Genomic DNA, 22573 nt, shown 5'->3' with positions numbered 1-22573 from the left:
CGATTAACCCCGCTTACCCATCCCCAACCGGTGTCGCCGCTGCAGCAACAACGCCCTCTCGTCGGAGATGGGCTTAGGTTATGCGGGGTTTGGATGGAGGGGGATAAGTTTTGTTTTGTCCCTGCTGAAGCACCCCTTCACCGGCTTCGCCGGAGCTTCCCCATGAATGGGGAAGCGGCACGTGGCAGCAGTTGGGGCGTATCCGCTTCCTCACTTGTGGGGAAGCTGTCCCGAAGGGACTGAAGGGGTATTTGTAGCACCTACTCCGAAATTCCTAATACCAGCCAATCTCACGCAAGGCTTTGGCATAGGTGCGGCTTACGGGGACTTGGGTGTCGTTGGTGAGGGTGAAGACGGCTTTGCCGTCGCCGCGTTCGACGTCTTTCACAGCACCTCGGGCCACCCACCAGGAGCGGTGAACTTGTGCGCCTTCAATGCCGTCCAATTCACTGATCGCATCGCTTAAACGCATCAAGATCAGGTCTGTCCCGCGCGAACTATGGATACGCAAATAATGATCTTCGCTGGAGACCGCATAAATCTCGGCCCCGCGCAGCGAAATTGGCAGGCGCTCTAAGAATCGAATGGGGGCAGGGGTGTCGCCCGCCTCGCCAAGGGCTGGGGCAGCGTGGGTCTCTCGTGGGGCTTGATTGGTAAAGGTCAAAATGCCCGACATAAAAGCGGAGATGATTGCGACTGGGGCAAAGTAAAAGGGGAGAGCCCGTAGGTTTAGAGTGCCCTGAAAAGCCAAGCCTGTGATGAGCCAGACAATCACTGTCATTGGGAGGGCTACTAGCACGGTCACCACCGCCCAACTCATAAAGGGTGAGCGAGCCCAGCGCTCAATCGCCACCAATTTCCAGCTGATCAATCCGCCAATCAAAGCACCCGCCAGCATGACGGGGAGCCAATAGGCAAAGCGCAACCAGAGTGGCAGGTCTATGGTCTCAAACGCGCCTGATATTGCCAAGAGACTACCCAGCGCTTGGCTTATCCCGATCCCGCGCAAAGTTTCAGGACTTGTAAAATACTGGATCCAGCTGGTGTTTGGCGCTTCGTGAACCACAGAGCTTGGTGTTTCGCGCATAATGCCAGTTTCTCCACGTAAAGGCGCGTGCAAGCGCTCAGGCGCCTTTCTAACGATGTCCTGCGTCTACCGCAAAGACCTTGTGACACGATTTGGAGCTAAACCACATGACCGACATTTCCTCCCCCAAGAACAACGACTTCCCTAGCGCCGCACAAAGCCCGATCGGGAAATTACTGGTAATCGTTCAGCCCCTGCTGGGCTACATATTTGCGATTGGTATGGTCGCTCTAGCCTTCTCATCCTTTGGGCCAAACGTGTGGGCTTATATCTTAAGTCAGAGCTTTACGCCGCGTGCGCCAGATTGGCAGGTCTTTGCCAAGCTTCCCCTTGTCACGCTCATCCACATTGGTGGTGCAACCAGTTCCTTGGTTCTGGGTGGCATCGTACTCTTTGGACCAAAAGGGACGCCGGGCCATAAAATGATGGGTCGGATCTGGGCCTTGACGATGGTGACGACGGCGTTCTCCAGTTTCTTTATGAAGAGCTTTGCCCCCATGCTGGGCCAATTTGGTCCCATCCACATTCTGTCGGTTTGGACGCTCTACAGCTTGCCTCGCGCTATCTGGTATATCCGTCAAGGCGACGTGGAAGGTCATTTAAAGACGATGCGCGGCCTCTATTTTGGGCTTTGCTTGGCAGGCCTCATGACCTTCATTCCAGGTCGCACCTTTTATGCCCTGTTATTTGGATAGGGGCGGCGCTTAAGCCCGATCCCTTTCCCGACCCAGTGCCCAACTTCTCCCCAAACTTCTCCCCCAACCACGCTAAGGAGTCTATTCGATGCGCGACCAATTCCCCCTTTTTCCTGTTGCCGCGATCACGCTTTTCTTCGCAACCGGTCCGTTTGTCATGGCATCCCCAACCAGCACTCTGGCCCCTGTCCAATTTGTCTTTACAGGCTTTAAAAAGCAGGCGGGCCAAGTGATGGCGCAACTGTCGTGTGCGGAAAAGCCCGGCGATAAGGGCAGGTTCATCCCGGCGCTAGCCGACGTGCGCGGCCCACAAGTTGTGATCCGCTTTCCAGATCAACGCGTGGGGCAAGTTTGCACGATGCGCGCGTTTCGCGACGAGAATGGCAATCAAAAACTGGACATGGGCCCTTTCGGCATTCCGAAAGAACCCTTTGCTTTCTCAAACAATGCTGTGGCCACCTTGGGCCCACCTAAGGCAGAAGCCACACGCTTTGTGGTTCAGTCTGGTCAGAACAGCCAAACCATCCAGATCAAGTAGGCTGAAGGGGTAAATGGGCTTGCATCGCTCTAGCGGTCATGACTACGATGACGGTCGAAGCGATGCAAAAGGGGTAGGTGATGGGTAGAGTAAAGGTCTTGGTTCTTGCAGGTCTTTTGGCATGGTTGCCAAGCTTGGTTTCTGCACAAACCAAGGTGCCAACCCCGCCCGCCACGGCTTTGATCGAGGCAGCTCTGAAAGACGACCGCGCCTATGCCATAACCCGTGATCTGAGCACCGATATTGGGCCAAGGTTAGCCGGTACTGAGGCCGAAGCCCGCGCCCGTGATTGGGCGGTTGCACGCCTCACACAAGAGGGCTTCACCAATGCGCGGGTTGAGACCTTCCCGCTGACCGCTTGGGAGCGGGTCATTGAGACGGCCACGATTGTCGGACCCCATGCCCAACGCCTTGAAGTTCATGCTACGGGCGGATCGCCTTCGACCCCGGCTGAAGGCATCGTGGGTGAGGTGGTGCGCTTTGCCGATATGGCGGCCTTGCGTGCCTCCGCTCCGGCTTCGTTGAGCGGCAAAATTGCGTTTGTGGATGACATCATGCCGGTTACCGAAGATGGCAGTGGCTATGGCAAGGCCGTGGTAAAGCGGCGGGAATGTTCCTCTGTCGCGGCAGAACTGGGTGCCATTGGCTGTTTAATCCGCTCTGCCGGCACGTCTGAACGGGAGGTCCATGTAGGCCAAGGTGCCCGCGGCCAACAAGGGAAGCTGCCAGTCCTGATCCTCGCCAATGCGGATGCCAATCAATTGGGACGCGTCTTGGAAAAGGGGCCGACCCAAGTTCGGATGCAAGTCCAGACAAAGGTTCAGCCCGAAGCCCAGTCTGGCAATGTGATCGCCGAAATGCGCGGGACAGAGCGTCCCGATGAATATGTCGTGCTGGCCTGCCATTTGGATTCCTGGGACCTTGGCACGGGTGCTTTGGATGACGCCGTTGGCTGTGGGATTGTAACTGCCGCTGCGAAGTTGGTGCGTGACATTGCAGGGCCACCTAAACGCTCCATCCGTATGATTTGGTATGGCGCTGAAGAAGTTGGTCTGATTGGGGCGGCAGCCCATGCTCAAGCGATCAAGGGGCAAGCCGGTTCGTATGTGTTTGCAGCCGAGTCTGACTCCGGTGACGGGAAAGTCTATCAGGCTGATTTCGGCTTTGGCGCGGGGACTGGCCCAGTCAAAGAAGCGATTGCAAAGGCCTTGAAGCCTTTGGGCGTGGCCCGAGGCACGGATGATGCCCGTGGCCAATCGGATATCTCAACCTTGCGGCCCTTGGGTGTGCCGGTGATGGATTTGCAGCAAGATGCCAGCAAATATTTTGCCATCCACCACACGCCCGATGATATTCTGGAGAAGGTAGACTTGGCCAGTGTCCGTCAGAATGTTGCCGTTTATGCCGTGACAGCGTGGTTTGCGGCCTGGACAACGCTTGATTTTCGGGCGGAATAGTCATCACCCGCATGGAAGATGATGAGTTTGCCGATGTTGAAGCTCTAGACGCTCCTGATGTCGCGCCCAGCCTGCAGGAAGTTGTGGTGCCGCAAGAGGCGGCGGGTGAGCGGCTGGACAAGTATTTGTCAGAGGCCTTCCCGGCGCTTTCCCGCTCACGCATCAAGCATTTGATCGAAGCAGCGCGGGTTTACCGCGACGGCGTCAAGGAGATGAATGTCTCCGCCAAAGTGAAGGCGGGCACCCAGTATCGCATTGAAGTGCCCCCGCCAGAACCAGCCGAGCCTCAAGCTGAGAACATCCCGCTCTCGATCCTGTATGAGGACGCCCATGTGCTGGTGGTGGATAAGCCTGCGGGCCTGTCGGTCCATCCAGCACCGGGCAATTGGACTGGGACTTTGGTCAATGCCGTCCTCTGGCATGCAGGCGACAGTCTCAAAGTGGTCGGTGCGACGGGCAGACCGGGCATTGTGCACCGCTTGGACATGGATACGTCTGGGGTGATGGTGGTGTGTAAGAGTGAGTTTGCTTTGGCCTCGCTCGGTCGGCAATTTCAGGATCGCACCATTTCAAGGCGGTATCGTGCGTTTGGTGTGGGTCAACCCAAAGCGCCATGGGGCAAGAGCGGTCGGGTGGACGCACGGTTGGCGCGGGAACCGCGCGACCGTAAGCGCATGGCGGTCGTGGCAGACACCGCCTCTGCTGGCAAAAATGCGGCGACCAATTATGAGATCGTCAAGCGCTTTGGCATCGGCCTGCAGGGCAATCCCGGGGCGGCAGCTACGGAAATGGTGTGTGTGCTCGAGACCGGTCGTACGCATCAAATCCGCGTCCACATGGCCCATATTGGCATGCCATTGATTGGCGATCAGGTCTATGGCGACACAAGAGCTGCGCGCGCCTTGAACACCGCCTTGCCCGAAGAAGTCCGCTTGAAGCGCCAAGCCCTGCATGCCGAAACCCTCGCCTTCACCCATCCCGCCACCAGCGAGCGGATGAGCTTTCAAAGCGACTTGCCTGCGGACCTATTGGCCTTGCGCGCCGCACTTTCCGACCTATAGTTTTTGACCCCACGAAAGGCCCTCACCATGATTTCGCGTCGCACTCTTTTAGCCACTGGAACTGCCAGTATGGGTCTTGCGGGCCTTTCTTTGCCTTCTCATGCGCAAGAGGCGTCTGCGCCGTTGAATGCCTTGTTCGAGCGCTATTTCGACCAGACTTTAGTGCGCAATCCCGAACGCGCGACAGGCCTCGGCGATAAGCGCGGGCAGGACCGCTGGAATGATGATTCTGATGCTTATGCGGCGCAGAGCCTCGCGTTTCAGGTCAAGACCAATCAGGAAGTGGCTGCCCTTGCTGCTACCATGAAGGTGAATTCGACTGATGCGCTAAGCGTGCGTCTATTCGACAAACTAACCCAAAATGCTAAGGCAAATGCGCCGTATCGTGGCCATGCCTATGTGTTTGATCAGCATAATGGCGCGCAGTCCGGCATCCCGACTTTCTTGGCTAACAATCATTCGGTGGCAAATTTAGAGGATGCGCAAGCCTATATTGCGCGCCTTGAAGCCATGCCAGTAAAGGTCGGTGGTCTATTGGCGCGCTCGGCCGAGTCTGCAGCAAAGGGCATCACACCGCCGCGGCATCTCTATAACTTTGTGCTGTCTAATTGCCAGAACTTGTTGGCTGGGGCACCCTTTACCGAGACGGGCAAGGAGTCTGTTTTCTGGAGCGATATCAAAGGCAAGATCGACAAAACCACACTCGATATCGCCACCAAGGACCGTCTAAAGGCGCAAGCTCGCGCCGCGCTGATCGATAAAGTCAAACCCTCCTATGAAGCCATTATCGCGGAAATGACCAAGCAACAGGCTAAGGCGCGCACCACCGATGGCGTGTGGGCTTTGCCCGATGGTGAGGCCTATTATGCAGAGCGCTTGGCCACCCAAACCACTACACGTTTGACGGCAAACGAGATCCATCAATTGGGCTTAGATGCTGTTGCGCGCATCCATGGCGAGATGGAAAGCATAATGCGCAAGGTCGGCTTCACCGGCACGCGCGACGCTTTCTTTGACTTTATGGAGACTGATCGGTGTTTCTTTGTCGCCGATACGCCAGAAGGTAAGGCTTCCTATGTTGCCCAAGCAACCGCGTTGATCGACACCATGCGAGCTCGTCTGCCTACCGCCTTTAATCTGATGCCCAAGGCCCCACTCGAAGTCCGCGCGGTGGAGCCGTTCCGCGAGGCTTCAGCAGGTCTGGCTTTCTATTCGCGTCCATCAGCGGACGGGAAGCGGCCGGGCTATTACTATGTGAACACCTTCAATGTTAAGGCGATCCCGACGTATCAGATGGAGGCTTTGGCCTATCATGAAGGTTTGCCGGGCCATCATATGCAGATTGCGATCGCGCAAGAATTGCAGGGCATTCCACGCTTCCGCAAATTCTCGGGCTTTACCGCTTATTCGGAAGGTTGGGGCCTATATACCGAGCGTTTGGGTAAGGATATGGGCTTCTACCAAGACCCCTATTCAGACTTTGGCCGCCAAGTGCTGGAATTGCGCCGCGCCATTCGCTTGGTGGTCGATACGGGCCTGCACGCCAAGCGCTGGCCGAAAGAGCAAGCGATTGCCTATATCCTGGCCAATCAACCGGGCGATCTTGAGAGCGCCACGCGCGACATCAATCGCTATATCGTCATGCCGGGCCAAGCCACGGCCTATATGATTGGCCAGATGGAAATGTTACGCCTACGCGCCGACGCCCAGCGCCGTCTTGGCAGCCGCTATGACATCAAGAAGTTCCACGACATCGTCCTCGGCAGCGGCTTTGTGCCTTTGGATATCTTGAAGGAATTGGTGGAGGCTTGAGTTTAGGGCAGTCGATTTCGACTGGCCTCACCCCGGCGCGATCATCAATTCCGGGCGCACGATGGCGTCGAAGTCTTCGCCGCTGATGCCTAGCGCGATGGCTTCTTCGCGCAGAGTGGTGCCGTTTTTGTGGGCGGTCTTGGCGACTTTGGCGGCTAGATCATAGCCGTATTTTTCCTTCAGCGGCGTCACCAGCATCAGGGAATTGGCGAGGCCCTTGGCGATATTGTCGAGGCGGGGTTCAATTCCAACGACGCAATTGTCGGTGAAGCTGACGGCGGCATCGCCTAAAAGCTGGACGGATTGTAGGAAATTATAGGCCATCATCGGGTTGAACACATTGAGTTCGAAATGGCCTTGGCTGCCCGCAAAGGCGATGGCGGCATTATTGCCCAGAATATGGGCGCAGACTTGCGTCAAAGCTTCGCATTGAGTTGGGTTAACCTTGCCTGGCATGATGGAGCTGCCGGGTTCATTTTCCGGCAAAGCCAATTCGCCCAAGCCCGCGCGTGGGCCAGAGCCTAAGAAGCGGATATCATTGGCGATTTTGAAGCAGCTCATCGCCACGGTGGTGATGGCCCCATGGGTGAAGACCATGGCGTCATGGGCGGCCAAGGCCTCAAATTTATTGGGGGCGCTGGTAAAGGGCAGGCCCGTCAGGCCCGCAATTTCAGTCGCCACGGCGTCTGCAAAGCCGACGGGCGAGGCAAGGCCTGTACCCACGGCGGTGCCGCCTTGGGCCAGTTCCATCAAAGCAGGCAAGGTTTGGCGGATGCGGGCGATGCCATTCTCAATCTGCTTGGCATAGCCCGAAAATTCTTGGCCCAAGGTGACTGGCGTCGCGTCTTGGGTGTGCGTGCGGCCAATCTTGATGATGTCGGCCCAAGCCTTGGCTTTGGCGTCCAAAGCCGCATGCAAATGGCTCAAAGCGGGGAGCAAATGGTGGGCGACCTCCACCGCGCAGGCAATATGCATGGCGGTCGGGAAGGTGTCGTTCGAGCTTTGGCTCATGTTGACATGGTCATTAGGATGCACGGGCTTTTTCGAGCCCATCTCGCCGCCCAGCATCTCAATCGCGCGGTTGGAAATGACTTCATTGGCATTCATATTGGACTGAGTGCCAGAGCCTGTTTGCCAAACGACCAGCGGGAAGTGGTCGTTCAGCTTACCATCAATGACTTCTTGAGCGGCTTTGATAATGACCTCGCCCAAGTCCTTATCCATTTTGCCGAGCTTCATATTGGCGAGCGCGGCAGCTTGTTTGACGATGCCGAGCGCTTTCACGATGGACAAAGGCTGCTTTTCCCAACCGATCTTGAAATTGCCGAGCGAGCGCTCGGCCTGCGCACCCCAATAGCGGTCAGAAGCGACTTCGATGGGTCCAAATGTATCGGTTTCGGTGCGCGTGCTCATGGGGTGCCTCTCAGATGATGTTGGTGACGGCTTAGCTGGATCGATCAGCGTTTTGAAGGGGGTGACGTGTCCTCAGCCGCAGCAGCGGCTGAGACCGGCTTTACTGGCGTAAGGTGGAGTCTATTTCTTCCCAGCATCAGATCGCGCACAACCGGTTCAGCCGTTTTGATGTCGCCGCGCTTGAACGCTTCTTGGGAATCTTCATCATACAGGCGGATGGACTGGGTTAGGCCAACCCAACCTGCCGATGTCTGCTTGAACACCGAAATTCCTTCATCGCGCGATAGCACCACGACCTCATTGGCTTGGTCTTGGTCGACGTTCAGGAGCGCGACTGTGCATCGTTCGATCTCACGCATGGGCTCGAGCATGAGACAGCGCGGAACAACATAGTCTGGTAGGGTCGTGAAGTCTTTCGCTAGGAAACTGGCTGGCAGTTTCGCGCCCTTGGGGCTGACAACTTTCAGGCGCGAAAGATCGGCTGGTTTGGCCTCTTCTGCCTCAAAACCCGGTTCGTCGTAATAGCGGCGGCGTTCCAGCTTGCCCTCGCTGGCGCGTTTGGCCCAGCTAGCGATGGATGGATCGGATGAGGCCACAAGCTTGTCGAGTGCTGACTTGCCGTAGGTACCGGTATCGGCACTTAGCACGAACCAGTCGAAGCGCTCTGGCTTGATCTTGCCTGAGGTGAGACGTGCCACCTGATTGTCGACGCTTAAGCGCGCAGGCGAGGCGACGGGCGTCAAGATGGCGATGAAGACCACGCACTTAAACACGGCCAATCCAATATTGAGGGGCTTTAGTTTCTCCATCCACGGCCCGCGCCAGAAAATCGCGACGCTATAGCCAATGCCATAAGCCAGCGCGATCACCACCACCATGCCCGCCACGGTGCGATCAATCGTGAGGCCGTATTGGTTGATCCTCAGGCCAAGGCTCCACGCCGCGAGAACGGCAAAAACCAACAACAGAAGCGCTGCCAGCCAGACGCACCATTTCAAGACGACATGAACCTTGCGATCCTGCTCACCTTGCTGAAAGGCCGCATTGATCAACAGCACAAAGCCGATGCATGCACCTAGAAGCGTGGCTGTTGCGGCTTTGGTATCCCACAAGGGTTGCAAACCACTAAAGGCTAAGCTGACCGCAAAAATCGCCCCGATTAGAGTGATGACCGGCAAAAGCCACGCTAGAACCCCTAAAGCGAGGCCTCTTACATTGGCTAGAAGCTTGGGCTGAATATCGCCAAGATGCACCGCACTCGCGAAGGCAAGGCCGGTGATGGGCAGGGCAAAATACTCGTTCCGCAATAAATCGGTGAGCCATTTGAAGCCGATAAAGCCCAATAGGGCCGCACCCAATTGCAAAATGCCCCAAAACAACAATGTAAAGCCAATGGCGAGGACCAATTGGACGCCACGTTTCCAAGCTTCATCAAAATAGAGTTCGTAAGTTGCAAACGGTTTGCCAGCTTGATCGGCGCTCGACACCAATTCATTGCCGATGAAAGTGAGTGCCAACAAGATTAGGATGTATTGCAATTCGCTGGAGTTGCCATCACCGGAGTAAATTCGCACATGCCACAGGATGAAAAGCAACCCGGCTGCAGCAACGCCTGACCAGATGGCAAGGCTAACGCGCCGCATCACGGCCGCACCTGCCCAGATGATAAATGCCACAAGCGCTAAGGTCTGGGCCAAGATCTCCCGCCAGTCTTCTGGCATGATGGACTCGGCAAACTTCTTATTGTCGTCCCCAATCAAGAACGCAATCACAAGACCGATGATAAGACCGACGCCAAGGCGCAGGAATAATGCCGCGCGTTCTGAAAGGGGTTGGCTCTTAACAATCATTCTGGTTACTCCATCACGCAGGCACTCCTCTATGTCTTGCCACGTTTCCAAATCGTGCACATCTCATTAAGGTAGCCGCATGAATGACGAGACACCTCTTTGGCAAAAAATGGCGACAGCCGGTGCCATGATGATTCAAGGCACGCCGCAGGCCCGCGCTCTGGGTATGCGCGTTGTCTCCATCACCGAAGCCCGCGCTGTGGTCGAAGTGGATTGGCGCGAGGATTTGGTGGGGGATCCTGAAACGGGCGTAATCGCTTCGGGCGTTGTCACGACCTTGTTGGACAACACATGCGGCGTGGCGGCCTTTGCGGCGCTGAGCGAGCCTATGTCGACGGCAACACTCGACTTGCGGATTGACTATATGCGCCCGGCCAAAAAGGGCGCGACCATACGTGCAGAGGCCCATTGCTATCGCATGACCAAGACGGTCGCCTTCGTGCGTGCCTTTGCTTTTGATAGTGAAGATGAAACCGATCCGGTCGCCGCCGCCCAAGCAGCCTTTATGATGGGGACCTCTGGCCGCATGGGGCAAAACCGGAGGCCGCCGAAATGAATGAAACATCCGCTACCCCGGTCCGTGTGAATTTGGGCGAACTCAGCGCCATGTTTGAGGCCGTGCCCTATGCGAAATTTCTTGGCGTTCAGTTTGAACTCAAGGGTGATGAACTGACGGCCATTCTGCCCTTCAAGGATGACCTGATCGGCAATCCCATGTTGCCGGCTCTACATGGCGGTGTCGTCGGGGCTTTGATGGAACTCACGGCTGTGGCGCAAATTTTCTTAGCACAAGGTGGTAAGAGAATTCCCAAAGTTATTGATATTTCGATTGATTATCTGCGGTCTGGTAGGCCGGTGGATACCTATGCCCGCGCCCATGTGACGAAGCTTGGGCGGCGCATTGCCAATGTGCGGGTTGAAGCTTGGCAGTTTGACAGCGCAGACCCCATCGCGGCCCTACACGGTCATTTCTTGCTGAAAAGCGATGAGGCTGAAGCGGAGTCTTAAGCTTAGCCAAACACGCGTGCAAAGATCGTGTCGACTTGGGCAAAGTGGTGGCTGTCGTCAAACAAGCCTTGGATATGCTCAGGCGTCAACAGGCTCGTGACTTGGCTGTCTGCAAGCAGGCGGTCCAACAACGCAGTTGCGGGGCGTGGGCTGGGCATGGACCACACCGCCATCGCATTGGTCTGCACCATCTTATAGGAATCCTCGCGGCTCGCCCCGGCTTGGGTGAGGGCCAAAAGCACGCGTTGGGAATTATGTAGCCCGCCCAATAAGTCGAGGTTTGCCTTCATCCGCTCTGGATAGATCAACAGCTTTTCCATCACGCCGGCGAGGCGGTGGAGCGCGAAGTCGAGGTGGATGGTGGCGTCTGGGCCAATGCCGCGCTCGACACTGGAGTGCGAGATATCGCGCTCATGCCATAGAGCGACATTTTCCAGTGCGGGCACAGCGGCAGAGCGGACGAGGCGGGCGAGGCCTGTCAAATTCTCGGTCAGAACTGGGTTGCGCTTGTGCGGCATGGCCGACGAGCCCTTTTGGCCGGGCGAGAAGAATTCTTCCGCCTCCAGCACTTCGGTACGCTGCATGTGGCGAATTTCGGTGGCCAAGCGCTCAATGGAAGAAGCGACGACGGCGAGCGCGCAGAAGAAGGCGGCGTGGCGGTCGCGTGGAATGACTTGGGTTGAAACAGGCTCAATCGCGAGGTCCATTTTTGCCGCAACATGGGCTTCTACGCGTGGGTCAATCTGAGCAAAAGTGCCCACTGCGCCAGAGATGGCACAGGTGGCGATTTCGGCTTTGGCGGCGATTAGGCGGGCCTTGGCACGCTGAAACTCAGCATGGAAGCCAGCCAAGGTCACGCCGAATGTGGTGGGCTCTGCATGGATGCCGTGGCTGCGGCCGATGCGAACACTGTGCTTATGCTCTTTCGCCCGGCTCTCAATCGCTGTCAGCACCCGGTCGACGCCTGCAATCAACAAGTCACTCGCGCGGGCCAATTGCACAGCAAGGCAGGTGTCGAGCACGTCAGAGCTTGTCATGCCTTGGTGGACGAAGCGGGCGTCAGGGCCGACGATCTCTGCCAGATGGGTCAAGAAGGCGATAACGTCATGCTTGGTCTCGGCCTCAATCGCGTCAATGCGCGCGACATCAAACACCGCGTTGCCAGCCTTGTCCCAAATGGTCTTTGCCGCTTCCTTGGGAATGACGCCAAGATCTGCCAGCGCATCGGCGGCATGGGCTTCAATCTCGAACCAGATTTTGAAACGGGTTTGAGCGTCCCAGATGGCGATCATTTCAGGGCGGGCATAGCGGGGGATCATGGTGGCGTTCCGTCATCAAACAAAGGGCCGCTGGTGAGTCCCACCGGCGGCCCTGTTTTGTAGCTGTTGGCTGTGAGGTCAAGCGCGGAAAGCCGCGCTTGGGCCTAGGAAGCGGTTGCGGCTTGATCTTTTGCAGTGGCGTCGGCCGTCGCAAGCAAGTCTTCGCGGATTGTGTTGCGAGCCAGAGTGAAGAATAAGATCACCAAAAGACCAACCGAGCTGGACGATAACAACGACCAGCGAATGCCTTCGGCTTGGGCGGCACCACACATGGCGTCACCGGCTGTCGCTGCACCCTTGGCGCAGAAGCTTGCAAACTCGGCCCCAGCCGGACCAATACTGGCAAAGTGCTGGCTCGCGAACATGTCAGACAGGAAGCCAACCGCGGTTGGACCAGCGCCAAGCCCGATCATATTGACCACGAACAGCATTAATGCCACCGCGGTCGCCCGGCTTTGCGGACGGACCAAGCTTTGCACCGCGGCATAGACCGGGCCGTACCAGACCGAGTTCATTAAGGTCGGAATCGCCAGTAAGAGGATACAGGCCAGAGTGCCTTCTACGAACATGCCTGCCCAGAAGAAGGGAATACCGACGATGAATGCCAACATGGGCACCATCATATAGGCTCGTGTATCACTTTTCGCAGCCCGATCGGCGACAAATCCGCCAATCATAGTGCCGGCTACCCCGGCAAAAAAGGTCATGAGAGCCATGGCCGTACCAATATCCCCCAGCGCCATACCGTGCACACGCGCGAAGAAAATTGGCAAAAATGCAGCATGTCCGTAGCCAAGAAAGGAGATTGTCGTCGCGGCCCCAACAGCATACCAATAGGATTTGCGATTGGTAAGTTCACGGGACGTCTGACGCAAGCTGGGCGCAGAGCCTGCTGCCCCAAGCTTCACAAGACCCAATTTGCGGGGCTCTTTCAACGTCAAAATGGCAATCACGCCAATGATCAGACCAGGAATCCCGACGGCAAAGAAGGCAACTCGCCATCCATAATTTTCGGCGATGAATGCCCCCACAATATAGCCCATCGCGGTGCCAACGGGCACGCCGAGCGAATAAAAGGCGATGGCAGACGCGCGCTTTTCCGCAGGCACATAGTCCGAGATCAGCGAGTGGGCAGGGGGCGTGCAGCCCGCTTCACCCACGCCGACGCCAATGCGGGCGAGCAGCAATTGGGTAAAGTTTTGGGCCAAGCCGCACAAAGCGGTAAAACCACTCCAGACGATTACTGCCGTGGCGATAATGCCAGGGCGGTTTCCACGCTCGGCATAGCGGGCGATGGGGATGCCCAAAATGGTGTAAAAGAAGGCAAAAGCCAATCCGATCAACATGCCCAATTGGCCATCCGATATGCCAAGGTCCTTCTTAATCGGCCCTGCCAAGATCGCCACAATCTGACGGTCGACGAAGTTGAGCGTGTAGATGATCAACAACACCCACAGGGCATAGCGCACATAGGCCGGGCTGAGGGCTTGTGGCTGCGCGGGCGTTCCTGCGCCGATAATCGTGTCTGACTGTTTGTCCATCCGGTCGTTCCCCTTTTAGGCAGGTCTATGCCCGCCTTTCTTATCGGCCTACCATCGGGCCGACGTGGAAAAAAGCAATGCCATGGCGCGATTTATTTGCATGGCTAAGGGCTTCTTTAGCTCGCACTCATCGCTTTCACTTCGGCCATGTCCTGCTTCAGCGTCTGGCGTGCAAGTAAAAAGAACGCGACCACCAAGACGCCGAGCACACTGTGCCACGCCAGCGACAGGCGTAGGCCCTCCGCTTGAGCGACCGTGCAAATCGCTTCGCCTGCGGTGGCCGCTTTCTTGGCGCAATAGGACGCAAACTCCAGCCCTGCAGGCGCATTGGCCGCAAAGTGCTGATGGGTCAGGATGTCGGAAACTAGACCTACCGTGAAGGGGCCAAGACCGAGGCCGACCATGTTCAGGACAAACAACATCAGCGCGACCGCCGTCGCCCGGCTTTGTGGGCCGACGAGGCCTTGAATGGACGCATAAACCGGCCCGTACCAGATGGAGTTCAACAGGGCCGGCAGCGTCAAGAAAGCAATGGCGAAATAAGCATTGTCAGCAAACATGCCAAACAAGAAGAATGGGACTGACAGAATAAAGGCAACCATCGGAATGGTCATATAGGCCCGCACATCCGTCTTAGCTGCCCGATCCGCGATAAAGCCGCCAATCATTGTTCCTAAAACCCCGGCCACGATGCCACTGAGCGCCAAAAGTGTGCCGATCTCTGTCAGCGACAGGCCATGCACCCGCGCCAGCATGACCGGGATAAAGGCACTCTTCCCATAGCTGAGGAAGGAGATCATGGTCGCGGCACCCACGACATACCAGTAGGATTTGCGATTGGTCAGTTCTTTAGCCGTCGCCAAAAGCGTTGGACCAGACCCAGCTTTGGGCTGCGGGACAAGACCAAGTTTGCGTGGCTCTTTTAGCGTAAAATACGCTAACGCGCCGATTGCGACACCGGGCAAGCCGACGATCGCAAAGGCCCAACGCCAGCCAAAGGCGTCGGCAATCGTTGCCCCAATGATCAATCCGAGCGCGCTGCCAATCGGTACACCCAAGGAATAAAAGGCGATGGCTGATGCGCGCTTGTCGGCTGGCACATAGTCAGAGATGAGGGAGTGAGCCGGTGGCGTGCAACCCGCCTCGCCAACGCCAACACCGACCCGGGCCAGCAGCAAATGCCAGTAATTCTGCGCCGCGCCAGACAAAGCGGTAAACGCACTCCAAATCACCACTGAAACTGAGATGATCTTGGCGCGGTTCCCACGTTCGGCAAAGCGCGCGATTGGCAGGCCTAAGATGGTATAGAAAAAGGCAAAGCCAATGCCCATCAAAAGGCCAAGGGCACTATCGCTGATGCCAAGATCTTTTTTGATCGGGCCAGCAAGAATGTTAATAATGCCGCGGTCGAGAAAGTTAAGGGTGTAAATGATCAACAACATCCAGAGCGCATAACGCACATAGGCAGCGCTCAAGGGGGCAGGGGCACCTTCTGCCGTCGGGCTATCGGATTTTGAGCTCCACGCGCCTATGGGTTCGCGTTGATCTGACATGACATCTCCCCGTTTCATTTTGTGTGCACTTGTTTGATTCAAGCGCTTTGGTTTGACCTCCAGCTTAACCAAACTTGCCCACTTGCAAACAACTGAAGTGGGTAAAACACGGTTTTGTGTGAGTTTCCTCTGCGATTAAATTTAAATTCCAATAAACCTACAAAATGCAGGAATTAATTCTAAGAAATTTCGCTTGACCAAGTCGTGGCGCATGTTTATGCCTTTGAGCCAAGTTTGAGGAAACCCATCATGCGCAACGTCGCACTTGTACTCGTTAGAATGCCGCGGCTTGGTGGGGGATAGTCCCCTCATCAAATCGCGGCGATGTAACACAAGGGGCTCAACTGGCCCCTTTTTTCATGCCCAAAAAACCGCCATAAGCACGCAAAACTTGGAAGCCCACCCCGATGTACGACACAGAGATTGAGACCAGCACCATGACGCAAGCCGAACCAATTGAAATGACGGGTGCCGAGATTCTGGTGCGGGCCATGCAAGAGCAGGGCGTGGAAACGATTTTTGGCTATCCCGGTGGGGCCGTCTTGCCAATCTATGATGCGCTCTATCAGCAAGAGCAGATCCACCATGTTCTGGTGCGTCATGAGCAAGGGGCAGGCCATGCGGCTGAAGGCTATGCGCGCTCAACCGGCAAATGTGGTGTTTTGCTGGTGACTTCTGGCCCAGGGGCGACCAATGCGGTGACGGCGCTGGTTGATGCACTGATGGATTCTATTCCTTTGGTCTGCATTACGGGCCAAGTGCCCTCACATTTGATCGGGTCAGACGCTTTTCAAGAATGTGACACAACTGGCATCACGCGCTCTGCCACCAAGCACAATTATCTGGTCAAGGACGTCAATGATCTGGAGCGGATCGTTCATGAAGCGTTTCAAGTGGCCACCACGGGCCGTCCGGGCCCCGTTCTGATCGATATTCCTAAGGACGTTCAGTTCAAGAAGACGATTTATCGCGGCAAGCCCAACGACTTGTCGCCCAATTACCGCCCGCCGACGAACCCTGATCTTGTGGCGATTGAAAAAGCGGTTGAGCTGATGGCGAGCGCTAAAAAGCCGATCTTCTATACCGGTGGTGGCGTGATCAATGCCGGGCCAGAGGCGTCCAAACTGTTGCGCCAATTGGCAGCAGCGACGGGCTTCCCCGTAACTTCAACCCTGATGGGCTTGGGCAGCTTTCCCGCCAGCGACCCACAATGGCTGGGCATGTTGGGCATGCATGGTGCCTATGAAGCCAATATGGCGATGCATGATTGCGATGTGATGATCTGCTTGGGCGCGCGCTTTGATGACCGCGTGACTGGGCGCTTGGATGCGTTCTCGCCCAATTCTAAAAAGATCCATGTCGATATTGACCCCTCCAGCATCAATAAGAATGTGCGGGTGGATATTGGTATCGTGGCAGACGCAGGCAAAGCGATTGCCGCCCTGTTGGCGCAATGGCAAGCCCGGGTTGGAAAGCGTGCGGACATTGCCGCTTGGAACGCTCAGATTGAGACGTGGCGGGCGCGTCAAGGCTTTGCCTATCGCCAAAGTGGGGAGGTGATTAAGCCCCAATATGCGGTGGAGCGCCTCTATGAACTCACCAAAGACCGCAAGACCTTCATCACCACCGAAGTGGGCCAGCATCAGATGTGGGCGGCGCAATTCTATCGCTTTGAAGAGCCTAACCGCTGGATGACGTCAGGCGGCCTTGGCACCATGGGCTATGGCCTGCCTGCTGCGATTGGTGTGCAAATGGCGCATAAAGACGGCTTGGTGATCGACATCGCCGGCGAAGCCAGCATCCAAATGTGCATCCAGGAAATGAGCTGTGCGGTGCAATATGGCTTGCCCGTGAAAATCTTCATCCTGAATAATGAGTGGATGGGCATGGTGCGCCAGTGGCAACAATTGCTGCATGGAGAGCGCTATTCCCAAAGCTATTCCCACTCCTTGCCCGACTTTGTGAAACTAGCCGAAGCCTTCGGTGCCAAGGGCATCCGCTGCGAGGACCCAGCCCTTCTCGATGCCGCGATCCAAGACATGATCGACTATGACGGCCCCGTGATCTTTGACTGCCGCGTCACCAAAGACGAAAACTGCTTCCCCATGATCCCATCGGGCGCGGCGCATAATGAGATGCTCTTGGACGATGATGGTCAGGACTTAGGGACGGCGATTGATGAGAAGGGGCGGCAGCTGGTTTAGGGGGGGGGGGTAACCCGCTCTGATAAATAGTCTCGGACGCGCTTTGGTGCAGTCCCTGCTGCACGCAAAGCACTACTCAAGTGTGAGAGTGTCTGATTGCGGCTGTCAAGGCACGCTTCGCTCTCTGGCCTTGACTGCCGCAAGCAGACGCAGACGTCCGTGAGTATGGCTGCCAGTTCAAGCGGGTCAAGGGCAGAAGCGAAGCGTCCCTTGACGCGATTGAACTGGTAAAAAATAATTGAAACAAGGTTTTGCGTGACCACGATGGTCACCAAAACCGTTCCCAGACGAGTTCCGTCAATGGAGGCTACCGCCCCACAATCTCATTCCGCGCCGCCTGCGCCAGAAATGCACTGCGGGTTAGTTTGCGGGCAGAGGCGGCGGTGTCGATGGCGGCGAGGATGCCGGAATCGAGCGAGATGTTGATGCGAGTGGGCGTGTTGCTGGCGGCGATGTGGGGCACCAAAATCAGGAAGGCACCGTTTGCCAAATCCTCTTTCGCCAACTCGCGGATCGCCTCGATGCTGGATGGCTCGATGACGCGGTCATTTCCTTCGAAATAGAGTGACACGGCGTCAGTGGCTTCGCGCACAACGCTTTCCAGATCATCAGCCGCGGAGAAGCAGCCCTCTAAATCTGGAAAAGAGACGCCAAAGGCGCTGTCCGCGTCCTTGTGGACGACGCCGTGATAATAATGCATCGCGTTGCCTTTCATAGCCATCCTGCCATTTTAGCAATGGATCGCGCCGTGCCGAGGGGGAGGTCTTTCTTTGGATGCGGGACGATCAAAACCACGCCGTCTTTGGCGAATTTGTGATGTGAACCCTTGCTCGCAACCAAAATAAACCCTTCGGACAAAAGCCGCTTGACGATTTTCTTGCTGTCGCGCTCCATTGAGATAGAGTATTTGGAGTAAGTCACCCTGTCAATTAGTGTGTAATAAAATGTGTATAATTTTCCGTTTAGCTATTCCCGCCACGACCAATTGCCGTAGGCCCACCTGACCATCGGCAAAGGAGCAGCCAGTGATCCTGAAGAAGTTTCCATTTTGGGTCGCTGCACCTGTTGCAACTTGGGCGATCTTTGTTGCCTACTATTCGATGTTTCCTGTTCCACGTACCCCGGTCCCTGTGCATGGTTCAGGACGGGAGAGCTGGTGTCCTGATGGGGACGACTTGGACGGAGAGGGGACCGGTCTTTCAGGCTAATGACCGCCAGTTTAAGCGGGTCAAGGGCAAAAGCGAAGCGTCCCTTGACGCGATTGAACTGGTAAAAACAATCGAAACAAGGTTTTGCGTGACCAGATTGGTCATCAAAACCGGTCCCAAACGAATCTTAGAGTCACAAGGCCAAGCCCCTAAAATCCTCGTGACACCGCCTAAGTTTTACTTTAGTATTACCTATTCCAACCAAAGGAAGCAGCCAATGAGCGATGGTCTCGTCTCCACCAAGGGCCAAGTGGTGATCCCTAAGGCCTTGCGGGATGTGTTCGGGATCAAGCCCGGGTCCAAGATTCGGTTTGCCAATGAGAATGGCCAGTTGGTGGGCCATGTTGTGCCGGAAGAAGTGATTCCGTCGCTGGACGTTTTGATTTCCCAAGCCCGAACCTTGTCTGCGCCCAAGATGGCTGACTTGGGCGAAGCGCAGGGCAAAGAGGCCATTGAAGATGGCTGGATTGCGCCAGACCATGTGCTCGACATGGCGGCAGATGACCTGATTTCAGCTTGGAACACCCACGTGCAAAGCGGCAAGCATGCTTGATCGCGGCGACATCGTTATGGCGGATCTCAAAGGCAGCCAAGGGCGGGAGCAGGCGGGGTTTCGTCCGGCTTTGGTGCTGTCGCCACAGGCCTATCACGAGGTCAGTTCAACAGCGATTGTCGTGCCGATCACCTCGAACCCCAGTCCGTGGCCGTTCAAATTGCCTTTGCCAGCGGGCGGGCGCATTGAGGGGTATCTGCTGGTCGATCAGATCAAATCACTGGACCGCACCGCGCGTGGGTTTCGCGTGCTAGACCGGGTGCCAACTGCAACCTTGCGGGATGTGAGTATCTTGCTGGACCGTCTGCTGAAAGAGCCGACTTCGCTGTGAGCGGCGTGGGCAATTCTTGACGCCATTCACTCCAAGCCCTCGGCCACGCTCCAACCAGATTAAGCTGGACGCTATCTTCGTCTTACGCTAGTCTTACCTTTCAATGAAGGGACTCCACGATGGTTGTGACAACATTCTCGACGAAGGGGCAAGTCGTCATTCCAAAGGCCTTGCGTCATGCCAAAGGCTTTGATGTCGGCGTGCAGGTTGAAGTGGTCGACCATCCAGAAGGGGTGTTGTTGAAGGCTGTGCCTGCGCGGAATAAGCAACCCATAACGGCGCTGATTGGCCTCTTACAGCCGCGCTATGGCGGGCCGATGGTGACGGTTGAGGAGATGAACCAAGCCATAGAAGATGCGGCTGCGGATCGATTTTCGCGCGCAAAACCATGATCTGTGTCGATACCAACGTCCTGATCCGCGCTATCGTTCTCGATGACCATAGCCAAGCGGAACACGCCACCCGACTGTTATCAAAAAACATCTGCTTTGTAGCGCGCAGCGTGGTGCAAGAAATCGTTTGGGTTCTTGCGAAATCCTATCGCTTTGGGCCCTCCGACATTGGCTTGGTCTTGGAGGCTTTAACCCAGTCGGAGCAGATCGTGCTCGAAGACGAGCCTTTGATCCTGCTGGCCCTTGATTGGTACAAAAAAGGCTTTGACTTTGCCGATGCGATCCATCTTGCGGCAGCGCTTAGGTGTGAACGGCTTGCTACTTTCGATCAAGCCTTTATCAAGGCAGCCCAAGCCCTTCAAACCCCCATCCCGGTATCCCACCCATGACCCAACCCGGTTCCGCATATTTTATTCCCGAAGGCGAAAGCCCAATCATTCGCACCACTTTGGCTGTGATCGTCACCAATGAACCCGGCGTTCTGGCCCGCGTCGTTGGGCTGTTTTCCGCGCGTGGCTATAATATTGAGAGTTTGACGGTCGCAGAGACAGACCATGAGGCACATACGTCGCGCATTACAATCGTGACTTCGGGCACGCCCAGCGTCTTAACCCAGATTCGCGCGCAATTGGGCCGTTTGGTGCCGGTTAAGCGCGTCATCGACTTTTATGGCGACAGCGATGCCGTCGCGCGCGAGTTGGCGCTGATCAAAGTGGCGGGTACGGGCGATGTAAGGGTCGAGGCCATGCGCCTGGCCGATGCGTTTAAGTGCCGGATCATGGATGCGGGCTTGGACCATTTCACCTTTGAACTGACTGGGTCTTCCAAAAAGCTTGATGATTTCATTGATTTGATGCGCCCGCTTGGGTTGGTGGAGGTCTCGCGCACCGGGGTGGCCACCATCCGTCGCGGCAAAGACGTGATCTAGACGGCAACGCCGACGCCCAGTTTTGTTCGGCAATCGGCCTTGTTTTGGCCCAAAGTTCAGGTTTGGATGGGTGGATGAAAAGCTCTTTTCGATATTTGATAATGCTCGCCATTGCCGCGGTCTTGGGCTTGACCATCTATTTGGTGGGCAAAGCAGAGCCCGAACAAAAGGCCTTGTTTCTGGGCGTTGATGGCGATCCCCGCATGCGCCTGTGCGATAGCCCTGTGAATGGCGAGTTGGCCGACCCGGCGGTTTTGAAGGCCATGGGCATCGATACGCCCTTTGCTAAAGCGGCCGGGGATAAGGCCGCTTACCGCGTCTCTGTCTTGCGGCCTGCTAGTCAAGAAAGCATCAGCATCACTTTTTCCACGCCAGAGTCTGAGCCCGGGCGTTACGCTATGGTGCGGTGGGATGGCAAAGCCATTAGCCGTGCCAGTGGGAGCCTAGACGTGACCGATGCTGCAACCTTTGTTTATGCCTTTGAGGACGCCAAAATCTGGGGCGAACTTAAGCGCACCATTGAGACCTTGGCGCGCGCAGGCCAAGCCACTGCTGTGATCGAAGTCCGTGCGCCTAAGCGAGAGCGCTGCATCTCCACCCGCTATGATGACGAAAGGGTCCGTCCGCTTTTGGCCGTATTTGCCAAGAAACTGGGCTTGCAACCAGGTGCCTTGCCGACGAGCGGGCTGGTTTCGCCTGAGGCTAGCTTCGTACCAGTCGCGCCCAGCAAAGCGAATTAGCGGAGGGGAGCTATGAGACGTTTAACTGCTGTCCTGCTGGGTTCTTTAGTCCTTGCCTATGTCTTGCCATCGGCGAGCGTGATGGCGCAGACCCCTAAAAAGCCCACCACGCAGGCTAAAGCCCCGGTTAAAGCCCCGGCCAAACCAAAGACCACAGCGAAAGCAGAATGGACCCCTCCGACCACCCCGGTGGACAATGCAACACCCGTACCCGAGACGGAGGTGCAAACACAGCCAACGCCACCCACGGCGCTACCGGCGGCTGAAACAGGTACCCCGGACGGCCTGCGTGCGGCGCAAGCGATTACCAGCGAACCCGCGCCAGCGCCCAAAGTATTAGATGAGAGTGAGGAATTGTTGGCCGTTGATCGAGCATTTGCAGAGAGCTTGATCGCCAATGGACCTCTCAAATCCTATGAAGCCCTTATGTCGAGTGAAGGGATTTTGCACGATGCCTCAGGCTCGTCGCCAGCAGGGGCTGCAGGGGCCCAAGCCCGTTTCGGCACTTTCCCTTCGGATGTAACTTTGGACCGTAGCCCAGAGAGCGCCATGGCCGCTGGTGGCTCTGGCTCGTCGTGGGGGCGCTATGTGATCCGACGCGGTGATAATCAGCTCAGCCTTGGGCGCTATGTCACAGTGTGGCGGCGCGAAGCGGGTGGGTGGTTGATTGTGACAGAGCTTGCCGCCGGCCGTGCTGGTCCTCAAGCTGCCCCTGCCGCCGGGCCATTACCGCGTAGGCCACCCAGTGCTGCACCCCGTCCACCCGCGACCACCCCCCCAAACTGAGGGTTTTGCTGAGATCGAGCGCTGCTAAGCTGATGGCTTCGATTGACCTGAACGCAAAAAAACGCTCTTAACCCGGGGCAAATTCAACTTAGTCTGC

23 protein-coding genes are annotated in these 22573 nt (G+C 56.5%); 15 read left to right on the top strand and 8 right to left on the bottom strand.

Features of this window, described 5'->3' with window-relative positions; genetic code table 11:
* Nucleotides 1-274 precede the first annotated feature (274 nt).
* Nucleotides 275-1087, bottom strand: a complete 813-nt coding sequence (locus ACIQ20_RS00320) for a LytTR family DNA-binding domain-containing protein (protein ID WP_395776284.1) — start codon at nt 1085-1087, stop codon at nt 275-277.
* Nucleotides 1088-1194: 107 nt separating this feature from the next.
* Between ACIQ20_RS00320 and ACIQ20_RS00315 the strand changes: the two genes are divergently transcribed.
* The 5 genes from ACIQ20_RS00315 to ACIQ20_RS00295 all read left to right on the top strand — a co-directional run bounded on the left by ACIQ20_RS00315 (nt 1195) and on the right by ACIQ20_RS00295 (nt 6650).
* Complete coding sequence (locus ACIQ20_RS00315) at nt 1195-1782, top strand: DUF2306 domain-containing protein (RefSeq protein WP_395776282.1); 588 nt, start codon at nt 1195-1197, stop codon at nt 1780-1782.
* 88 nt (nt 1783-1870) lie between these two features.
* The gene (locus ACIQ20_RS00310; RefSeq protein ID WP_395776280.1) at nt 1871-2320 is read left to right on the top strand and encodes a DUF2141 domain-containing protein; all 450 of its coding nucleotides are present in this window, start codon (nt 1871-1873) and stop codon (nt 2318-2320) included.
* A gap of 80 nt (nt 2321-2400) precedes the next feature.
* Complete coding sequence (locus ACIQ20_RS00305; RefSeq protein WP_395776278.1) at nt 2401-3777, top strand: M28 family peptidase; 1377 nt, start codon at nt 2401-2403, stop codon at nt 3775-3777.
* 11 nt (nt 3778-3788) lie between these two features.
* The gene (locus ACIQ20_RS00300; RefSeq protein ID WP_395776276.1) at nt 3789-4838 is read left to right on the top strand and encodes an RluA family pseudouridine synthase; all 1050 of its coding nucleotides are present in this window, start codon (nt 3789-3791) and stop codon (nt 4836-4838) included.
* A 27-nt stretch (nt 4839-4865) separates the two neighbouring features.
* Complete coding sequence (locus tag ACIQ20_RS00295) at nt 4866-6650, top strand: DUF885 domain-containing protein (RefSeq protein WP_395776274.1); 1785 nt, start codon at nt 4866-4868, stop codon at nt 6648-6650.
* A gap of 27 nt (nt 6651-6677) precedes the next feature.
* On the opposite strand, the gene fumC is transcribed toward ACIQ20_RS00295, so the two are convergent.
* Both fumC and ACIQ20_RS00285 read right to left on the bottom strand, forming a co-directional pair.
* Nucleotides 6678-8063, bottom strand: a complete 1386-nt coding sequence (fumC, locus tag ACIQ20_RS00290) for a class II fumarate hydratase (protein WP_395776272.1) — start codon at nt 8061-8063, stop codon at nt 6678-6680.
* Between the two features lie 44 nt (nt 8064-8107).
* Complete coding sequence (locus ACIQ20_RS00285; protein WP_395776270.1) at nt 8108-9913, bottom strand: DUF4153 domain-containing protein; 1806 nt, start codon at nt 9911-9913, stop codon at nt 8108-8110.
* A gap of 79 nt (nt 9914-9992) precedes the next feature.
* On the opposite strand from ACIQ20_RS00285, the gene ACIQ20_RS00280 reads away from it, so the two are divergent.
* Both ACIQ20_RS00280 and ACIQ20_RS00275 read left to right on the top strand, forming a co-directional pair.
* On the top strand, nt 9993-10469 hold the full coding sequence (locus ACIQ20_RS00280; RefSeq protein ID WP_395776268.1) for a PaaI family thioesterase: 477 nt from the start codon (nt 9993-9995) through the stop codon (nt 10467-10469).
* Complete coding sequence (locus ACIQ20_RS00275) at nt 10466-10921, top strand: PaaI family thioesterase (RefSeq protein WP_395776266.1); 456 nt, start codon at nt 10466-10468, stop codon at nt 10919-10921. The genes ACIQ20_RS00280 and ACIQ20_RS00275 overlap by 4 nt, the downstream gene beginning before the upstream one ends.
* A 2-nt stretch (nt 10922-10923) precedes the next feature.
* On the opposite strand, the gene purB is transcribed toward ACIQ20_RS00275, so the two are convergent.
* From purB to ACIQ20_RS00260, 3 genes are all read right to left on the bottom strand, one after another.
* Nucleotides 10924-12240 carry an adenylosuccinate lyase gene (purB, locus tag ACIQ20_RS00270; RefSeq protein WP_395776264.1) on the bottom strand — a complete coding sequence of 439 codons (1317 nt, stop codon included), beginning with the start codon at nt 12238-12240 and terminating at the stop codon, nt 10924-10926.
* A 104-nt stretch (nt 12241-12344) separates the two neighbouring features.
* Nucleotides 12345-13781 (bottom strand): spinster family MFS transporter, encoded by a 1437-nt coding sequence (locus tag ACIQ20_RS00265; RefSeq protein WP_395776262.1) that lies wholly within the window; start codon nt 13779-13781, stop codon nt 12345-12347.
* A gap of 116 nt (nt 13782-13897) precedes the next feature.
* Nucleotides 13898-15334: a spinster family MFS transporter gene (locus ACIQ20_RS00260; protein WP_395776260.1), complete on the bottom strand. Its 1437-nt coding sequence runs from the start codon at nt 15332-15334 to the stop codon at nt 13898-13900.
* A 407-nt stretch (nt 15335-15741) separates the two neighbouring features.
* On the opposite strand from ACIQ20_RS00260, the gene ACIQ20_RS00255 reads away from it, so the two are divergent.
* A complete protein-coding gene (locus tag ACIQ20_RS00255; protein WP_395776258.1) occupies nt 15742-17538 on the top strand; it encodes an acetolactate synthase 3 large subunit in 1797 nt (598 codons plus the stop codon).
* 307 nt (nt 17539-17845) lie between these two features.
* On the opposite strand, the gene ACIQ20_RS00250 is transcribed toward ACIQ20_RS00255, so the two are convergent.
* Together ACIQ20_RS00250 and ACIQ20_RS00245 are read right to left on the bottom strand one after the other, a co-directional pair.
* Nucleotides 17846-18253: a type II toxin-antitoxin system HicB family antitoxin gene (locus tag ACIQ20_RS00250; protein ID WP_395776256.1), complete on the bottom strand. Its 408-nt coding sequence runs from the start codon at nt 18251-18253 to the stop codon at nt 17846-17848.
* Nucleotides 18250-18432: a type II toxin-antitoxin system HicA family toxin gene (locus ACIQ20_RS00245; protein WP_395776254.1), complete on the bottom strand. Its 183-nt coding sequence runs from the start codon at nt 18430-18432 to the stop codon at nt 18250-18252. The genes ACIQ20_RS00250 and ACIQ20_RS00245 overlap by 4 nt, the downstream gene beginning before the upstream one ends.
* A 531-nt stretch (nt 18433-18963) precedes the next feature.
* Here ACIQ20_RS00245 and ACIQ20_RS00240 point away from each other — a divergent pair.
* From ACIQ20_RS00240 to ACIQ20_RS00210, 7 genes are all read left to right on the top strand, one after another.
* On the top strand, nt 18964-19299 hold the full coding sequence (locus ACIQ20_RS00240) for an AbrB/MazE/SpoVT family DNA-binding domain-containing protein (RefSeq protein WP_395776252.1): 336 nt from the start codon (nt 18964-18966) through the stop codon (nt 19297-19299).
* Nucleotides 19292-19630 carry a type II toxin-antitoxin system PemK/MazF family toxin gene (locus tag ACIQ20_RS00235; RefSeq protein ID WP_395776250.1) on the top strand — a complete coding sequence of 113 codons (339 nt, stop codon included), beginning with the start codon at nt 19292-19294 and terminating at the stop codon, nt 19628-19630. Before ACIQ20_RS00240 ends, ACIQ20_RS00235 begins: the two co-directional genes overlap by 8 nt.
* 119 nt (nt 19631-19749) lie before the next feature.
* A complete protein-coding gene (locus ACIQ20_RS00230; RefSeq protein WP_395776248.1) occupies nt 19750-20022 on the top strand; it encodes an AbrB/MazE/SpoVT family DNA-binding domain-containing protein in 273 nt (90 codons plus the stop codon).
* Entirely contained in the window at nt 20019-20411 is a 393-nt protein-coding gene (locus tag ACIQ20_RS00225; protein WP_395776246.1) for a type II toxin-antitoxin system VapC family toxin, read from the top strand. Before ACIQ20_RS00230 ends, ACIQ20_RS00225 begins: the two co-directional genes overlap by 4 nt.
* The gene (ilvN, locus tag ACIQ20_RS00220; RefSeq protein WP_290806776.1) at nt 20408-20950 is read left to right on the top strand and encodes an acetolactate synthase small subunit; all 543 of its coding nucleotides are present in this window, start codon (nt 20408-20410) and stop codon (nt 20948-20950) included. Before ACIQ20_RS00225 ends, ilvN begins: the two co-directional genes overlap by 4 nt.
* A gap of 74 nt (nt 20951-21024) precedes the next feature.
* On the top strand, nt 21025-21690 hold the full coding sequence (locus ACIQ20_RS00215) for a hypothetical protein (protein ID WP_395776243.1): 666 nt from the start codon (nt 21025-21027) through the stop codon (nt 21688-21690).
* A gap of 12 nt (nt 21691-21702) precedes the next feature.
* Nucleotides 21703-22476 carry a DUF4440 domain-containing protein gene (locus ACIQ20_RS00210; RefSeq protein ID WP_395776241.1) on the top strand — a complete coding sequence of 258 codons (774 nt, stop codon included), beginning with the start codon at nt 21703-21705 and terminating at the stop codon, nt 22474-22476.
* Nucleotides 22477-22573 lie beyond the last annotated feature (97 nt).

Origin of the sequence: Aquidulcibacter sp., from assembly GCF_044346625.1 — a bacterium.
Taxonomy (GTDB): domain Bacteria; phylum Pseudomonadota; class Alphaproteobacteria; order Caulobacterales; family Aquidulcibacteraceae; genus Aquidulcibacter.
The sequence above is the reverse complement of the archived record's forward strand: the minus strand, read 5'-3'. Positions and strand labels throughout refer to the sequence as shown.

Coding starts and splice junctions, on each gene's coding strand:
- ACIQ20_RS00265 (WP_395776262.1), bottom strand. CDS start 13,781: ATGGACAAACAGTCAGACACGATTATCGGCGCAGGAACGCCCGCGCAG.
- ACIQ20_RS00285 (WP_395776270.1), bottom strand. CDS start 9,913: ATGATTGTTAAGAGCCAACCCCTTTCAGAACGCGCGGCATTATTCCTG.
- ACIQ20_RS00215 (WP_395776243.1), top strand. CDS start 21,025: ATGAAAAGCTCTTTTCGATATTTGATAATGCTCGCCATTGCCGCGGTC.
- ACIQ20_RS00245 (WP_395776254.1), bottom strand. CDS start 18,432: ATGGAGCGCGACAGCAAGAAAATCGTCAAGCGGCTTTTGTCCGAAGGG.
- ACIQ20_RS00305 (WP_395776278.1), top strand. CDS start 2,401: ATGGGTAGAGTAAAGGTCTTGGTTCTTGCAGGTCTTTTGGCATGGTTG.
- ACIQ20_RS00225 (WP_395776246.1), top strand. CDS start 20,019: ATGATCTGTGTCGATACCAACGTCCTGATCCGCGCTATCGTTCTCGAT.
- fumC (WP_395776272.1), bottom strand. CDS start 8,063: ATGAGCACGCGCACCGAAACCGATACATTTGGACCCATCGAAGTCGCT.
- ACIQ20_RS00250 (WP_395776256.1), bottom strand. CDS start 18,253: ATGAAAGGCAACGCGATGCATTATTATCACGGCGTCGTCCACAAGGAC.
- ACIQ20_RS00320 (WP_395776284.1), bottom strand. CDS start 1,087: ATGCGCGAAACACCAAGCTCTGTGGTTCACGAAGCGCCAAACACCAGC.
- ACIQ20_RS00235 (WP_395776250.1), top strand. CDS start 19,292: ATGCTTGATCGCGGCGACATCGTTATGGCGGATCTCAAAGGCAGCCAA.
- ACIQ20_RS00255 (WP_395776258.1), top strand. CDS start 15,742: ATGTACGACACAGAGATTGAGACCAGCACCATGACGCAAGCCGAACCA.
- ACIQ20_RS00295 (WP_395776274.1), top strand. CDS start 4,866: ATGATTTCGCGTCGCACTCTTTTAGCCACTGGAACTGCCAGTATGGGT.
- ACIQ20_RS00275 (WP_395776266.1), top strand. CDS start 10,466: ATGAATGAAACATCCGCTACCCCGGTCCGTGTGAATTTGGGCGAACTC.
- ACIQ20_RS00210 (WP_395776241.1), top strand. CDS start 21,703: ATGAGACGTTTAACTGCTGTCCTGCTGGGTTCTTTAGTCCTTGCCTAT.
- ACIQ20_RS00300 (WP_395776276.1), top strand. CDS start 3,789: ATGGAAGATGATGAGTTTGCCGATGTTGAAGCTCTAGACGCTCCTGAT.
- purB (WP_395776264.1), bottom strand. CDS start 12,240: ATGATCCCCCGCTATGCCCGCCCTGAAATGATCGCCATCTGGGACGCT.
- ACIQ20_RS00315 (WP_395776282.1), top strand. CDS start 1,195: ATGACCGACATTTCCTCCCCCAAGAACAACGACTTCCCTAGCGCCGCA.
- ACIQ20_RS00310 (WP_395776280.1), top strand. CDS start 1,871: ATGCGCGACCAATTCCCCCTTTTTCCTGTTGCCGCGATCACGCTTTTC.
- ilvN (WP_290806776.1), top strand. CDS start 20,408: ATGACCCAACCCGGTTCCGCATATTTTATTCCCGAAGGCGAAAGCCCA.
- ACIQ20_RS00240 (WP_395776252.1), top strand. CDS start 18,964: ATGAGCGATGGTCTCGTCTCCACCAAGGGCCAAGTGGTGATCCCTAAG.
- ACIQ20_RS00260 (WP_395776260.1), bottom strand. CDS start 15,334: ATGTCAGATCAACGCGAACCCATAGGCGCGTGGAGCTCAAAATCCGAT.
- ACIQ20_RS00230 (WP_395776248.1), top strand. CDS start 19,750: ATGGTTGTGACAACATTCTCGACGAAGGGGCAAGTCGTCATTCCAAAG.
- ACIQ20_RS00280 (WP_395776268.1), top strand. CDS start 9,993: ATGAATGACGAGACACCTCTTTGGCAAAAAATGGCGACAGCCGGTGCC.